Source organism: Chloroflexota bacterium (genome assembly GCA_020850535.1).
In the GTDB taxonomy this organism is placed as follows: Bacteria; Chloroflexota; UBA6077; order UBA6077; family JACCZL01; genus JADZEM01.
Genome location: JADZEM010000194.1, coordinates 24,742 through 38,149, shown reverse-complemented (window position 1 = coordinate 38,149; position 13,408 = coordinate 24,742). Strand labels below are relative to the sequence as shown.

10 protein-coding genes are annotated in these 13,408 nt (G+C 68.8%); 3 read left to right on the top strand and 7 right to left on the bottom strand.

What is annotated here, in order from left to right; translation table 11 throughout:
• Nucleotides 1–11: 11 nt before the first annotated feature.
• The gene (locus tag IT306_28010; GenBank protein MCC7372292.1) at nt 12–737 is read left to right on the top strand and encodes an RraA family protein; all 726 of its coding nucleotides are present in this window, start codon (nt 12–14) and stop codon (nt 735–737) included.
• 357 nt (nt 738–1,094) lie between these two features.
• On the opposite strand, the gene IT306_28005 is transcribed toward IT306_28010, so the two are convergent.
• The 7 genes from IT306_28005 to IT306_27975 all read right to left on the bottom strand — a co-directional run bounded on the left by IT306_28005 (nt 1,095) and on the right by IT306_27975 (nt 10,358).
• The gene (locus tag IT306_28005; protein ID MCC7372291.1) at nt 1,095–2,042 is read right to left on the bottom strand and encodes a hypothetical protein; all 948 of its coding nucleotides are present in this window, start codon (nt 2,040–2,042) and stop codon (nt 1,095–1,097) included.
• Nucleotides 2,039–2,797: a molecular chaperone TorD family protein gene (locus IT306_28000; GenBank protein MCC7372290.1), complete on the bottom strand. Its 759-nt coding sequence runs from the start codon at nt 2,795–2,797 to the stop codon at nt 2,039–2,041. Before IT306_28000 ends, IT306_28005 begins: the two co-directional genes overlap by 4 nt.
• A complete protein-coding gene (locus IT306_27995) occupies nt 2,784–3,860 on the bottom strand; it encodes a nitrate reductase (GenBank protein ID MCC7372289.1) in 1,077 nt (358 codons plus the stop codon). Before IT306_27995 ends, IT306_28000 begins: the two co-directional genes overlap by 14 nt.
• A 307-nt stretch (nt 3,861–4,167) precedes the next feature.
• A complete protein-coding gene (locus IT306_27990; GenBank protein ID MCC7372288.1) occupies nt 4,168–5,304 on the bottom strand; it encodes a dehydrogenase in 1,137 nt (378 codons plus the stop codon).
• Nucleotides 5,305–5,310: 6 nt separating this feature from the next.
• Nucleotides 5,311–8,700 (bottom strand): molybdopterin-dependent oxidoreductase, encoded by a 3,390-nt coding sequence (locus tag IT306_27985; GenBank protein ID MCC7372287.1) that lies wholly within the window; start codon nt 8,698–8,700, stop codon nt 5,311–5,313.
• 150 nt (nt 8,701–8,850) lie between these two features.
• Nucleotides 8,851–9,999, bottom strand: coding sequence for a hypothetical protein (locus IT306_27980; GenBank protein MCC7372286.1), 1,149 nt, complete (start codon nt 9,997–9,999; stop codon nt 8,851–8,853).
• Nucleotides 9,996–10,358, bottom strand: coding sequence for a cupin domain-containing protein (locus IT306_27975; GenBank protein ID MCC7372285.1), 363 nt, complete (start codon nt 10,356–10,358; stop codon nt 9,996–9,998). Before IT306_27975 ends, IT306_27980 begins: the two co-directional genes overlap by 4 nt.
• Nucleotides 10,359–10,675: 317 nt before the next feature.
• Here IT306_27975 and IT306_27970 point away from each other — a divergent pair, with 317 nt between their 5' ends.
• On the top strand, nt 10,676–11,860 hold the full coding sequence (locus tag IT306_27970; GenBank protein ID MCC7372284.1) for a radical SAM protein: 1,185 nt from the start codon (nt 10,676–10,678) through the stop codon (nt 11,858–11,860).
• Nucleotides 11,853–13,166, top strand: a complete 1,314-nt coding sequence (locus tag IT306_27965) for a TIGR04053 family radical SAM/SPASM domain-containing protein (protein MCC7372283.1) — start codon at nt 11,853–11,855, stop codon at nt 13,164–13,166. Before IT306_27970 ends, IT306_27965 begins: the two co-directional genes overlap by 8 nt.
• Nucleotides 13,167–13,408 lie beyond the last annotated feature (242 nt).

Sequence of the window (13,408 nt, the reverse complement as noted above, 5' to 3'; positions counted from 1 at the left end):
GAGCGTGACCGGTGACAGACACCTACCAACTGGCACAGTACTTCAAGCACTTCCGCACGACCGACGTGGTGGACGGGCTGGACGCCGTGGGCCGCGCCGACCTGACCCTGATGGATGAGCGCGTCAAGCCGCTCTGGCAGGGCATCCGATTCTGGGGGCCCGCCGTGACGGTCCGGGCGATCCCGGCCAACAAGCGGATGCCCGTGCTGACGCCCGAGGAAGCGATCCGCTCGCACCAGATCTGGTTTGCCGAGCATGGCGGCATGCTGGTGGGCGACGCCGTCAAGCCGGGCTGCGTGGTGGTGACGGCGACGGCTGGCTGCCCCGAGACGGGGATCTGGGGCTCGAACAACACCCTGGCGATGATCGACAGGGGGGCGGTCGGCGTGCTGACGGACGGTTACGCCCGCGACACCGACGAACTGATCCTTCAGAAGACGCCGATTGCCTGCCGTGCCCGTGGCCGCCCGATCATCCCTGGCCGGGTCACCTTCACGGGCCTCAACGAGCCGGCAGCCGTCGGCGGCGTGTTGGTGCGGCCGGGCGACATCGTCGGAGTGGACGGCGACGGCGCGGTGGTGGTGCCGGCCGAGGTGGTGCAGGACGTGATCACCATCGCCAAGGGCATCCTGATCGACGATGCGAAGAAGCGCCGCCGGCTCTACGAGCGGCAGGGCATCCCGTTCGACGAGACGGTGGACTACGAGGCGATGGAGGCGTTCCTGGCGGACTTCTGAGCACGATGGCCTGCTGGTCGCACGCGGCCCCAGGGCCGGATCGCTTCCCGCAGTGTCAGGCGTGCTCCTCGTGCAAGTGTCAGGCGTGCTCCTCGTGCAAAGGACGCAAGCGCCACTGTCGTCCTGAGCTTGCGAAGGACCGCACCCGCTGACCGTCAACTACCGCGTCAGCGGGTGAGGTCCTTCGCAAGCTCAGGACGACAGAGGTACTCAGGATGACAGAGGTGCTCAGGGCGACAGAGGTGCTCAGGACGACAGGGGAACTCGCAGGCGCTCCTGTGCATCTGCCGTTGGTCACGCTGTTGAAACTGCCCACCCCGAATCCCGCGTGTGGGAGGGGGGTGAGCAGGTTTCCGGTCAGGCGTGGCCGCCGCTTCCCGCCACGATCAGGGCTGGCGTTGGCTCGGGCTCGGCCACCGGCTGGGCTGCGCGCAGCGGCGTCTGCGCCACCAGCAGCAGCCCGGCCACCGACACCAGCGCCGCCGACGAGACATCCAGCTTCAGGCCGGCCAGCCCGAGCATCGTCAGGCCGACCAGGATGTCGGCGTCCCAGCCCAGCCGCCGCCCGGCCAGCAGCGTCACCACAACGCTTGCCAGCGCCGCACCGTACAGGAGTGGTGGCAGGTAGAGGCTGAACCCGAGCGTCCAGATGGCGACCGTCGCCATGCCCCACGGCTGGATCGACGTGCCCAGGGTCAGCAGGCCGCCGGCTGCCAGCCCGAGCGCGGCCTCGGTGCGGGTGGGCCGGATGCGGCCGGCCCAGGGCAGCGCGAGCGCGGCCAGCACGGCGAGCAGCTCAGTCAGAGCGCTCGGGGGCAGGCCGTACGCAGACAGCCTCGCCGCGCTTGCCGCCGGGATCACCGCCAACACCTGCGCCGCGCCGGCCAGTACGAGCGGACCACCCAGCTGCGTGCGCCACACGTACGCGCCGAGGATCGCGGCCACGCCAAGGCCGGTCAGCAGCGCGTGCAGGGATGCCAGGTCATCCGTCGAGAGCACGGCCAGCAGCACTGACAGACCAAGGTTGGCCGCGACCACGCCGGCCAGGGCCAGCCCGAGCAGCCAGCGAGTGCTCTGGGTCGCCCGCAACGCCTCGCCCGCGGCCAGTGCGAGCAACGCTGCCGCCGCCAGCACGCTCACGTTGAGCGCGATGACGCCGACGCGCTCCACGATGGCGAACAGCGGGAGCAGATCGACGCCGGTGGGCAGGACCGGCCCGAGCCGTAGCGCCAGCCGCAGCAGCACGACCTCGGTGAGCAGGGCCACGAGGACGGCCAGTACCAGTTGCCGGCGCAGCGCGCTCATCTCGAAGCACTCCCGGCGCACTCGGCCATCGAGGGCCACGGCGCATCGACCGGTGACTGCTGCACACCCTCGTCGGACACCGGCTCGGCCGCCTCGATCGGGGCCGGGCGTGCGGTGTTGAGCTGTGCCTCCTCCAGTTCCAGCAGCCGCAGCAGGAGTGCGCCAACCGCCGGGTAGAACGTGCGACGGTGGTGCTTGTCGAGCCGCTCGACGAAGGTCGGCAGCCAGAGCTGCAGATGCTCGGCGATCAGCTTGCGGCGAGCATGACGGGTCAGTTTGGCCCGCCCTGACCAGCCCTCCTCCCGGGCATACGCCTCCTTCATCAGCAGGACGGCCAGCAGCTCGCACTCCGCGCCCAGGTGGTCGGGCATCTCGGGCGCGTCCTCGGCGATGCTGAGGCCAAACGCCGCGTACAGCCCGCCGATCTCCGAGAGGTGCGTCGAGCGGTCCGCGCCACGCTGCAGCACGTAGCTGCTCTCGTAGGGGGGCACCCGCACGTGCCGCCCGAAGAGGAAGGTGTGCTCCTCGGTCAGGCTGACGTTGCTGGCGTCTGGCAGGTCGACGGCCTGCCAGACGGCCTCCAACAACGGCCCGAGGGCGCCGGTCTCGTCGGCGGACTCGGCCAGGAGGGCCAGCCGGGTGCGCCCGGCTGGATCGCTGAGCGCCTGTTCGAGCGCCGGGAGCGGGTAGGCGAAGGCGCGCGCGACCCAGCTCCAGAGGGTCGCGCGTGCCATCAACGTGTCATTGATCGTCATCTCGCCGCTCCGATCGGCGGGCCCAGCGGCGGCCATGCGACTCGCCGAGCACGCCCATGGCCACCAGCAGGCCGACGATGGACAGCCCGACGGCGACGTGCCACCATTCCCACGCGGCAGCGCCGCTGGTGATCGGCTGGGGCGCGGCCGGCGGTGGCGCGGGAACCTCCGGGGGCAGGATGCGGACCGTCGCCATGCCGGAGAGCTGCTTGCGCGCGCCGACCTCGGCGTTGGAGCCGTTCCAGACGGCGAACGCGACGGGGGCCTGCTTCTCGTTGGCGAGGCTGGCCGCCTCAGCGCCCGTCGTGGCGAGTGGCCGCACGAAGGTCACCTGCCAGTGGCCGTTCGTCCAGACGCCCTTGCCTTCGACCGTCTGCTGAGCGCGGTGGGTGGTCGTGCCGAAGCCGGCCGAGAGCATCTCTTCGACGGGCGTCGTGCGGGCCGGCTGGCTCATGGGGTTCCCGGCCGCCTGCCCGATGATGTAGCGCTTCGCATCCGGGGATGCGAAATCGACGGGCATGCGGTACGGGGGCGTGCCCGTGACGAACGGGTAGTAGTCTTTGAAGAAGTTCGGATAGGCGTCGACGACCTCCTGGTAGCCCTTGTCGAGATCCTCCTGCCAGTCGGCCTTCCAGTGCCAGAGGTTGGTCACCTGCCCGGGCGAGCCCATGCAGATGTTGGGCGTGCCCTGCGGCGCGGCCAGCATGACGGCGGCGGCATCGCGGAACTCGGTGGGCTGGAGCGCGTGCGCGTCACGGGTTGGATCGTCCCAGTCGAGCCGGAAGCCGATCCGCTCGCCGTCGTTGAGCGCGCGGACGTAGACCGTGGACACGGAGGGCGTGGCCAGCCGTGGCAGCGCGACCATCTGGGACGTCAGCGGCACGACCGACAGCGGCGCCGTGGACCAGGACGGATCGAACGGGTCCGCGGACACGCGCTGGACGTGGGTGGCGCTGACGGTAGGAACCTGTTGTGCGAGTGCAGAACCGTTGAACGACAGGGCGACGGCGACTGCGACGAGCAGTCCGACGACGACCTGCGGGGTGCGTGCGAATCGTTTCATCGGCGTCTCCGAGCGTTGAGCGCCAGGTGCAAATTCGGACGAACGTTTCAGATATGTGCCTGGGAGCGTGTATGTGACCGCGATGCAGTTGCAGGGCTCTCCGTCATCCGAGCGGAACGAGCTTGCGAGTGAAGTCGAGGGATCTTCTTCTGGCGTCAGGAGGAAGATCCCTCCACTCCGCTCGTACCTCGCCGCGGTCGGGATGACAAGAGGGAGTGTTCGTACCTCGCCGCGGTCGGGGTGACAACTCGTTTGCCTTTGACGTTGCGCTGTACGAGCACTGGAGCGGACTCCCAGGGGACTCGTCTCAGGTGATGTTGTGGCGGTACACCCCGCGCTCGATGTCGAGCAGCGGCCGTACGAAGATCGGCTCCTTGAGTGGCACGTTGGCGATCTCATCGCCCTTGGCGTCGTAGCCGTAGACGCGGTCACCCTTGACGCGGAACTTCTCGATCCAGCGATCCGTCGAGCCCATGAGCATCATCACGCCCATCAGCTCGGGGTCGTCGCGCATCTGCTTGTAGGTGGTGATGGCGTTCTCGACGCCCGGCCCGAACATCTGCTCCAGGTAGCGCGGCGGCACGTGGATCGGCGGGACGTAGTAGATGTTCACGCCCAGCCCGAACTGTGGATAGAGCGGCAGCGCCACCTTGCGGGTGTGGATCAGGAAGTCGGTCGGGTTCTCCGGGTCGGCGTTGGCCGGATCGTGAATCCAGCCGTTGATCCGGATGCGCCCGATGCAGCTGATGGTGCAGTACGGCTGCAAGCCCTGCTCGACGCGTGGGAAGCAGGCGATGCACTTCTCCGAGACGCGGGTGGCGGCGTTGTACATGACCTTCTTGAAGGGACACGACCGCACGCACTCGCGGTACCCTCGGCAGCGCTCCTCGTCCACCAGGACGATGCCGTCCTCCTCGCGCTTGTAGATCGCCTGGCGCGGGCACGAAGCGAGGCAGGCGGGATAGGTGCAGTGGTTGCAGACCCGCTGCAGGTAGAACGACCAGACCGGGTGCGGCAGCGTGAAGTAGGTGCCGCCGTCGATCTGCCCGAACGGCTCGTCCTCGCCGAGGTTGGGCGCGGCCCAGTCCTCGCCCTCGGGCAGCCAGCCGGTGACGGCGTGGCCGTCGCCGGCCGTGGGCGCGGCCTCGAAGATCGTCTTGCCCGTGTACGTCGAGCCCTTCCAGGTCTGGGGGCCGAGCATCTTGAGGATGTTCAGATCCCAGCCCGTCGGGTAGAAGCCGTACGGCTTCGTCTCGACGTTGTTCCAGAGCATGTACTCCTGCCCCCGGCCAGAGGTCCAGGCCGTCTTGCACGTCATGGTGCAGGTCTGGCAGGCGATGCACTTATTGATGTCGAAGACGGCCCCGAACTGCTTCTTCGGGAACGCAGCGTCGTACGGGTACTCCATCTCGCGGTTGATCTGCCAGTTGAACACCTTTGGCATGGAAGATCACCCCTTCTCGATGAAGCCACCGCCGAGGTAGCGCTTCATCTCTTCGTTCTCGTAGGTGGGCCGGATGCCGAGCGTGGCCGGGCGCCAGATGCCTTTCGAGCCCATGCCGCCGTCCTCGGCCTTGGTGACGCGGATGAACGCCTCCTTCGGGGCGCCGTTCGCGCAGTACACGTCGGACTCGAAGCCGGCCCCCATGACCTGCCCGATGTTGTTCTTGCGGGCCATCGTGTCGGTCAGGAGGGTGGGGCGGAGCCAGGCGCGGGTGGCGGACTGGTGGCCGCCGTACCGGAACGAGGACTGGTAGTTGGTGCGCGGGTTCTTGGCGAGGCCGTCTGGCCGTGTCTCGTGGCCTTCCACGCTGCCGTGGCTGGCCTGGTACATGTTGAACCACATCCGGATGACGCCCTTGGGCATCCCCGGGTAGAAGCGCGCCCGGCACATCAGCCGCGAGACTTTGTAGTCCGGGTCGTCCTTCTTCCAGCCGCGATACGGCCGGTCCTCTGGATCGGCGTCGATCCAGATGTAGTCGCCTTCCTCCAGGCCGAGCGCCCGACCGTCCGACGGGTTGATGTCGGCGTAGGCCTCGTTGACCCACGGCATGCGCTTGTCCCGGCGGTACACGTCGGTGAACGGCCCGAACAGCATGGCCGAGGAGTCGAGGTCGGTCGGCGTGGTGTGCGCTCCGTGGCGGTACTTCGGGGTCAGGAACAGGTGGGTGAAGCCGTCCTTGTTGCGGGCCGGCTTGGTCTGCTTCAGCTCGGACCACTGCATGACGACGTTCCGGACCTGCCGAACGTCGGTGCTCAAGTCGTCGCGGCGCAGGCCGTACTGCTCGGGCGGGGCCGGCCGCAGGGCCGGGTGGAACTTGTTGCCGACGATGGCGTTCGGCTCGTAGAAGGTCGCATCGACCGGCTCGCGGTAGACGGAGAGGTTCTCGCCGTACTCGATGAACTCGTTCTCGTCGCGGTAGAACTCCAGCCGACCGGAGCGGGTGTACCAGGGGCGGCTCTCGTTGGTCTGCTCCCAGCCGACGACGCGCGGGTAGGTCCGCGACTGCATCAGGACCGGCTGGCCCTGCTTCGCCAGATTCTCCATCGTGGTGAACTGGTAGCCGCGCAGCGTGTTGCTGGCGTTGACGATCCGCTGCAGGTAGACGTCGGTCTGACCGTCGCTGATGAAACGCCAGTAGTCTGCGAAGCGCGGCTCATTCGCCTCGGCGGCCAGCGCCCGGCCGACCCCTGCGAACGTCTCGACATCGGCGACGGTGTCGAATATCCGCTTGAGCGGTGAGCGCGGGTAGACGCTGACGAACGGGTTGCTGACCGAGCCGGCCATGTCCGGGTGCTTGAAGTCGCCCCAGCTGTCCACCCCGAACACGACGTCGGAGTACTCGCAGGAGAGCGTCCACCACCACTCGTTGCAGACGATCGTCTCGACCTTCGGCAACGTGTTGTGCATGACGTCGTAGAAGCCCTTGATGTTGCCGAGCAGCGAGTTCGAGTTGGCGAACCAGAACAGCTTCGTCGGCGTGGGCATGTGGGTGTCGCCGTTGAAGACCTTGTTGCCGATACGCAGGGGGCGGTCGCCGTAGTTGAAGTAGTGCGCGGACTCGCCCTTGGCGTAGCTCTTGACCTTCGAGGGCTGCGAAGCATCGAGCGTGATGTTGAACGGATCTTCGTTGATGTACTGCGGCAGGCCACTGAACATCGAGACGCGGTAGTTGCCAGCGTAGGCGCCGGGCGTGCCGCCCATGTTGCCGATGTTCTTGGTCAGCGAGGCGACCAGGAACAGCGCACGGTCCTTCTGGTCGGCGTTGAAGAAGTGGTTCGGGCCGACGCCGTGGATCAGCAGGGTGGAACCGGCGTTCTCGGCGATGGCGCGCGCCAGGAAGCGGATGCCAGCCTCGGGAACCCAGGTCAGCTCGGAGACGGCCTTGATGGGCAGGGCATCCAGGTACTCGCGCTCCAGCCCGAAGACCGGCCGGACCGGCACCCTCGTGCCGTCCACCAGGGTGACCTCGAACGTGCCTTCCAGGGCCGGATCGATGTTCAGGGCGTCGAAGTAGTCGCCCACCTGATCCCGCGTGACCACCTTCGGGGTGTTCGTGCGGGTGTCCCAGACGACCGAGTCGTCCCAGGCGTCGCGCATCGCCTTCGGGATCTCGAGGGCGTTCTGCATGACGTTCGGGTTGCCCGCTGCACCCGGCTCGATCACCTTGGCGAAGTTGGTCAGCTCGGCCGGCTGGTAGTTCGGGATGATGTCCTTGGCGTGGAGCTTCTTGAGGGTGTCCATGCGGACCAGCAGCGGCAGGTCCGTGAACCGCTTGACGAACTTCTCGTCGTACAGCTTCTCGTCGATGATGATCCGGGCGATGCCCAGCGCCAGCGCCGCGTCGGTGCCGGCCCGCAGCACGATCACGTCGTCGGCCTTGTTGGCGGTGGCCTGGTATTCGGCGGAGATCACCACCACCCGTGCGCCGCGCATGCGGGCCTCCGTCAGCCAGTGGCTGTCGGGCATCTTGGTGGTGGTCCAGTTCATCCCCCAGACCGTGACCAGCTTGGCGTTCTCGACGGTGAACAGGTCGAACTCGACGGTCTGCTGGCCGGTGACCATCGGATGGCCGGGCGGCAGGTCGGTGTGCCAGGTGTAGCTGTCCCAGGGTCGGCCACCGATGGCCTCGTCTGGTCCGACGTTCCGCAGCTTCGCGTCGAGCAGCGCCATGCTGTTCGCCACGCGGTACAGCCCGAAGAGGCGCGTCGCCCCGAGGAACGGCATGCCGCCCCGGAACTTGAGCACCTGGGTGCCGACGCCGTGCTGCTTTGCGACCATCGCCGGATCGTAGCCCTGCTTGAGCAGCCGCTCCTCGCCGTCATGGCCGGTGTAGGTCTTGGCGATGTTGACGATGGACTTCGCGACGAGGGTATACGCCTCGTCCCAGGGGAGCTTGACCCACTCGTCCTTGCCGCGCTGGAAGTAGCGCTCGTCCGGGCGGCCGGTGGCGGCGTCGCGCGGGTAGCCAGCGCGCGCCCACTCCAGGTAGCCCTTGCGAACCATCGCGCCCTTGACGCGGCGGTCGCCGTAGAACTTGCGGGTGAGGCCCAGCCCCTTCGAGCAGGCTCGCGGGTCCCAGCGGTGGGACGCCTGATTGCCGTAGTTGTCGGTTGCCTTGCCGTACTTGTAGGTCGGCTCGATACGGGTGACGATGCCGTTGCGGACTTTGGCCGTCAGCAGGCAGTTGTGGGTGTCGTTCGGAGCGCACAGGAAGGTGTATTCCGAGTCCACCTGATAGAGATCCCGGTAGACCTTTTCCCACGCTCGGTTCGGGTAGAACTTGAGCGGGTTCGGGATCTCGGGAACGGTCTGGAGGAACGCGAGATCCTTGAGCATCGCTGCCGCCGCCGTTGCGACGAGCGCCCCTCCTGATGCCTTGACGAACGTTCGTCGCGAGAGACGACGCACGTTCTGCCTCCCTTCCGCTCGCCGGCCGTCAGCGGCCGCGAGCCAGTCATACCGAAAGCCCAGCCTGGCGTGGGGGGCCTAGGGCTGGGCTGAGGTTACCGCTGCCGCCAATGGCAGCGAGGATTGACGAGGGCAGGCGCGTTTTGAGCGCGTACCGGGCGAACGCCGCGTGGCGCGGAGCGTCAGCGCGGCGAAGACGAGGATGGCGAGGGCGTTGACGAGGCCGGCCCAGGCCCGCAGATCGGGCTGGGTGGTGGTATCGGCCAGGATGCGGACCAGCAGGCTGCCGTGGAGCAGGCCGAGGTGCAGGTAGAAGACCCGGTCGAACGGGACGGCGATGCCGGTCACGGCGGGGATGATCGTCGGGGCGTGGCCGAAGATCATCGAGAAGACGAAGCCGAGGAACAGCGTGTGGAGCATGGCGTCGTACCAGAACGCGCCCGGGAAGTGGCCCGGCCCGACGACCCAGCAGAGCCCGGCCACGCCGAGCCAGACGTACCCGACGAGCAGGCTGACGGCGCTGAAGCGGGGCAGCCCGGCCCGGCGAACGGTGCGGCGGGCGACGTCGTAGCGGACCAGCCACGCGGCCAGCAGCAGCAGCCCGAGGCCGGCCACCTGGATGCCAGGGTACAGCGCCAGGGTGGAGAGCACGACGCCCGCGCCGAGCACGGCAGCAGCCGCCAGCAGCAGCAGTCGGACGCGGTGCGCCAACAGCACCTGCGCCAGCTCCAGCCGCTCGCCGACGATGGTCAGCACCAGGAAGGCGGCCCACCATGGCACCAGCTCGACGACCGCCCGACCCGAGAGCCAGAGCGCGTTGCTGGCCGCCCAGGCGAGCGCGCCGGACGCCATGACGGCCGTCGCCCATTCAGGACGACGGCGGTAGACCTCGACGTAGACGGCGACGACGACAAGGCTGCCAGCCAGGAAGGCGGCAGCCACCAGGGTCGTCGGCAGCCCGGCGATCAGGCCGAGCCCGCCCGCGCCGGCCAGCAGCGGGGCAGCGTAGGCCCAGCCCCGCCCCAGGGCAACGGCCCGTTCCAGCCCGATCACCACACCCAGCACGCCGGCCACCAGCAACGGCCCGTGCCGCGGGGTCAGCGTCTCGCCGGGCAGCGCCCACCCCAGCCGGACCAGGCCGGCCCAGAGGCCCGTCAGCAGGCTGACGGCGGCGAGCGCCATCAGCAGCAGCCGGTAGGGCGGGCGGCGGGGCGGCTCGGCGTTCATCGGAAGGTGCGCGCTTTGAGCTTGGCGTGAACCTCGACGTGATCCTCCTCGGTGGGCGGCGGGGTCACGACGTGCGCGGCGATCAGCTGGGTCGTGGCCTTGATGCCGCGAGCCGACCCGGCCGGCACCACCGCGATCGCGCCCGGACCGACTGCCTGCTCCTCGTCGCCCGCCACGATGACGCCCTCGCCTTCGAGGACGATCAGGGTCACGTCTGCGCCAGGGGTGTGCACGGGAATGAACTGGCCGGGCTCGAAGCATGCCAGGACGACCTTCGTGCGGTCGGACTGGCCGAGGATCACTGGCGAGAAGCGATTCGGGAGGAACGCCGCCCGGTCCCGGTAGTTCGTCACGATGATTGGCAGCAGCGTCTCAGTGGCAATGCTCACAGGGCATCCTTCTGGTCGTGATCACACAGAGTCGCCATCCATTGTCAGCCTCATCAAGCCCGGCCTACCCCACCTGTCGGGGTGGTTTTCGGAGGGGACGGATGTCCCGGGACGCCGTCGACGGAATCGAGGACACCGGCCTACCCCTTCGGGTAGGGCTGCTGGCGAACGCCGACCGGTACGCTCCGAGGTAGCTGGAGTAGGTGGTTCCAAACGCTTCCGCGCGCCCGCGCGCGAGGGCTTCTGCTGATCATCTGATCTGATTTCCCACTTCGGGGGTGCTCCTCGTGCTTGGTGTAACGCGGCTGCTCTGTGGCACGACAACCGAAACCGATGGCCTGCGCTATGGCCCCACGCATCGACGCTTCGAGGACGGCATCCCCCGTCCGGTGGTGGTCTGGACGACCACCCGCCGCTGCAACCTCGACTGCCTGCACTGCTATGCCGCTGCCGCCGACCGTCCCTTCAAGGGCGAGCTGACGACCGAGGAGGCGCAGACGTTCATCGCGGACCTCGGGCGGTTCGGGGTGCCGGTGCTGCTGCTCTCCGGCGGCGAGCCGCTGATCCGCCCGGACATCTTCGAGCTGGCGGCGTTCGCGCACGAGCAGGGCATTCGCACCACCCTCTCGACCAACGGCACGCGCATCACCCGCGAGGTGGCCCAGCGGATCAAGGACGTCGGGTTCGGGTACGTCGGCATCAGCCTGGACGGCATCGGTGCGCGCCACGACTACTTCCGGGGGCAGGATGGCGCGTTCGAGGCGGCGCTCGGCGGCATCCGCAACTGCGTGGCCGTCGGCCAGCGGGTCGGACTGCGGCTGACGCTCACCCGCCACACCGTCCGCGACCTGGACAACATCTTCGCGCTGGTCGAGCAGGAGCGGATCAACCGCGTCTGCTTCTACCACCTCGTGCCGAGCGGGCGCGGGCGGCAGATCGCCGGCGACCTGCTCTCGCCCGAGGAGGCCCGCGACGCCGTCGAGCGGATCTTCGCGAAGGCCCAGGACTTCCACCGGCGCGGGCTGGAGAAGGAGCTGCTGACGGTAGACAACCATGCGGACGGCGTTCTGCTCTACCTGAAGGTGCTCCGCGAGGATGGCCCCGAGCGGGCGGCCGAGGTGCTCGCGCTGCTGCGCCGCAACGGCGGCAACAGCTCGGGTGCCAGGCTCGCGCATGTAGACAACCTCGGCAACGTCCACCCGGATCAGTTCTGGTGGAAGCAGCAGCTTGGCAACGTCCGCCAGCGCCCGTTCAGCGAGATCTGGTCTGGCGAGGACGTGCCGTTCCTCCAGGCGATGCGGAATCGGCGCGAGAAGCTCCAGGGTCGCTGCGGCAGCTGCCGGTTCCTGGACATCTGCAACGGGAACTTCCGCGCACGCGCCGAGGGGCTGACCGGCGACCCCTGGGCCGACGACCCGGGCTGCTATTTGACGGATGCCGAAGTGATGCAGCGGGAGGCCGTCCATGCCTGACCGACCCTCCGCCCCGACCAGCGCCCCGGCTGAGACCGCCGCGCCGCCGATCCCCACCGCCAAGCCCAGCTACTTCGCCGTGGACTTCGACCAGACCCCGTTCACGGTCGCCTGGGAGATCACCCGGGCCTGCGCGCTGGCCTGCATCCACTGCCGGGCCGAGGCCATCCCGCGCCGCGATCCGCGTGAGCTGACCACCGACGAGGGCTTCCGCCTGATCGACTCGCTGGTGGAGATCGGGCGACCGATCCTGATCGTGACGGGCGGCGATCCGCTGATGCGGCGTGACGTGGAAGAGCTGGTGAAGTACGCCGTGGGGCGCGGTCTCCGCGTCGGCCTCTCGCCGAGCGCCACGTCACTGGTCACCCACGAGCGGCTGGAGCGGCTCCAGGCGTTGGGCCTCTCGATGGTCCACCTGAGCCTGGACGGCTCCTCGGCCGAGACCCACGATGCCTTCCGGGGCGTCGGCGGCTCCTTCGACCGCACGCTGGAGATCCTGGCCTACGCCCAGCGTCTGAACCTGCCGATCCAGGTCGGCACGACGGTCACGCGCCGCAACTGGCAGGACTTGCCGGCCGTCGCGGAGATCGTCGAGCGGCTGGGCGTGCGGATGTGGAGCGTCTTCTTCCTGGTCCCAACGGGCCGGGGGCAGGTGTCTGACATGCTGGACGCCGCCGAGCACGAGGGCGTTCTCCAGTGGCTGCACGCCGTCTCGCAGCGCGCGCCGTTCGCGGTGCGGACGACGGCGGCCCAGCACTACCGGCGCGTCGTCATCCAGCGGGAGCGGCTGGCGCGCGGCGAGGCCGCCGATGGCGAGTCGAGCGCCGTGCGCTGGGATTTGACGGGGGCGGGCTACGCTTTCCGGGGCGGGCAGGCGCCGGCCGAGCAGGGCGTGAACGACGGCAAGGGGTTCGCCTTCATCTCCCATCGCGGGGAGGTCTACCCGAGCGGCTTCCTCCAGGTCTCGGCGGGCAACGTCCGCGAGCACTCGCTGGTGGAGATCTATCGCGAGTCGCCGTTGTTCCGCGAGCTGCGCACGCCAGAGCTGCTGAAGGGACGCTGCGGCGCGTGTGACTACCGGCGCGTCTGCGGCGGGAGTCGCGCGCGGGCCTACGGCCTGACCGGCGACTACCTGGCCGAGGACGAGACCTGTCTGTACGACCCGGCCGTCGGCGGGCTGCCCGAGGTGTCGATCCCGCTGCCGCAGCCGCGCTTCGTGCGCGAGGTGCCAGGCGGTGTGACCGGCCGGCCGCCCCACACGATGGGCGCCGGCGGGCAGCGCCCCGCGCGGCCGCCGATGGCGTAGCCCCGGGCGCCCCTCACCCCGGGGTTGCCAGCTTCGTGCGCTTGGGGAGCGGACAGTCTCTCAGCGTGACACGCGGTCGTATCAGGTGCATACGTGCGACGCCCCATGTCACTCACGATGACAGGGGAGCTGGTGCGCATTCCTGTGCATCGGCCGGCGGTCACCGTCCGGTCCGGACCTTTCGAGCGGTGCGCCTGCCGCCTCCGCCCGATCATAATCGGTGGATGGCGGCCGCGATTCTG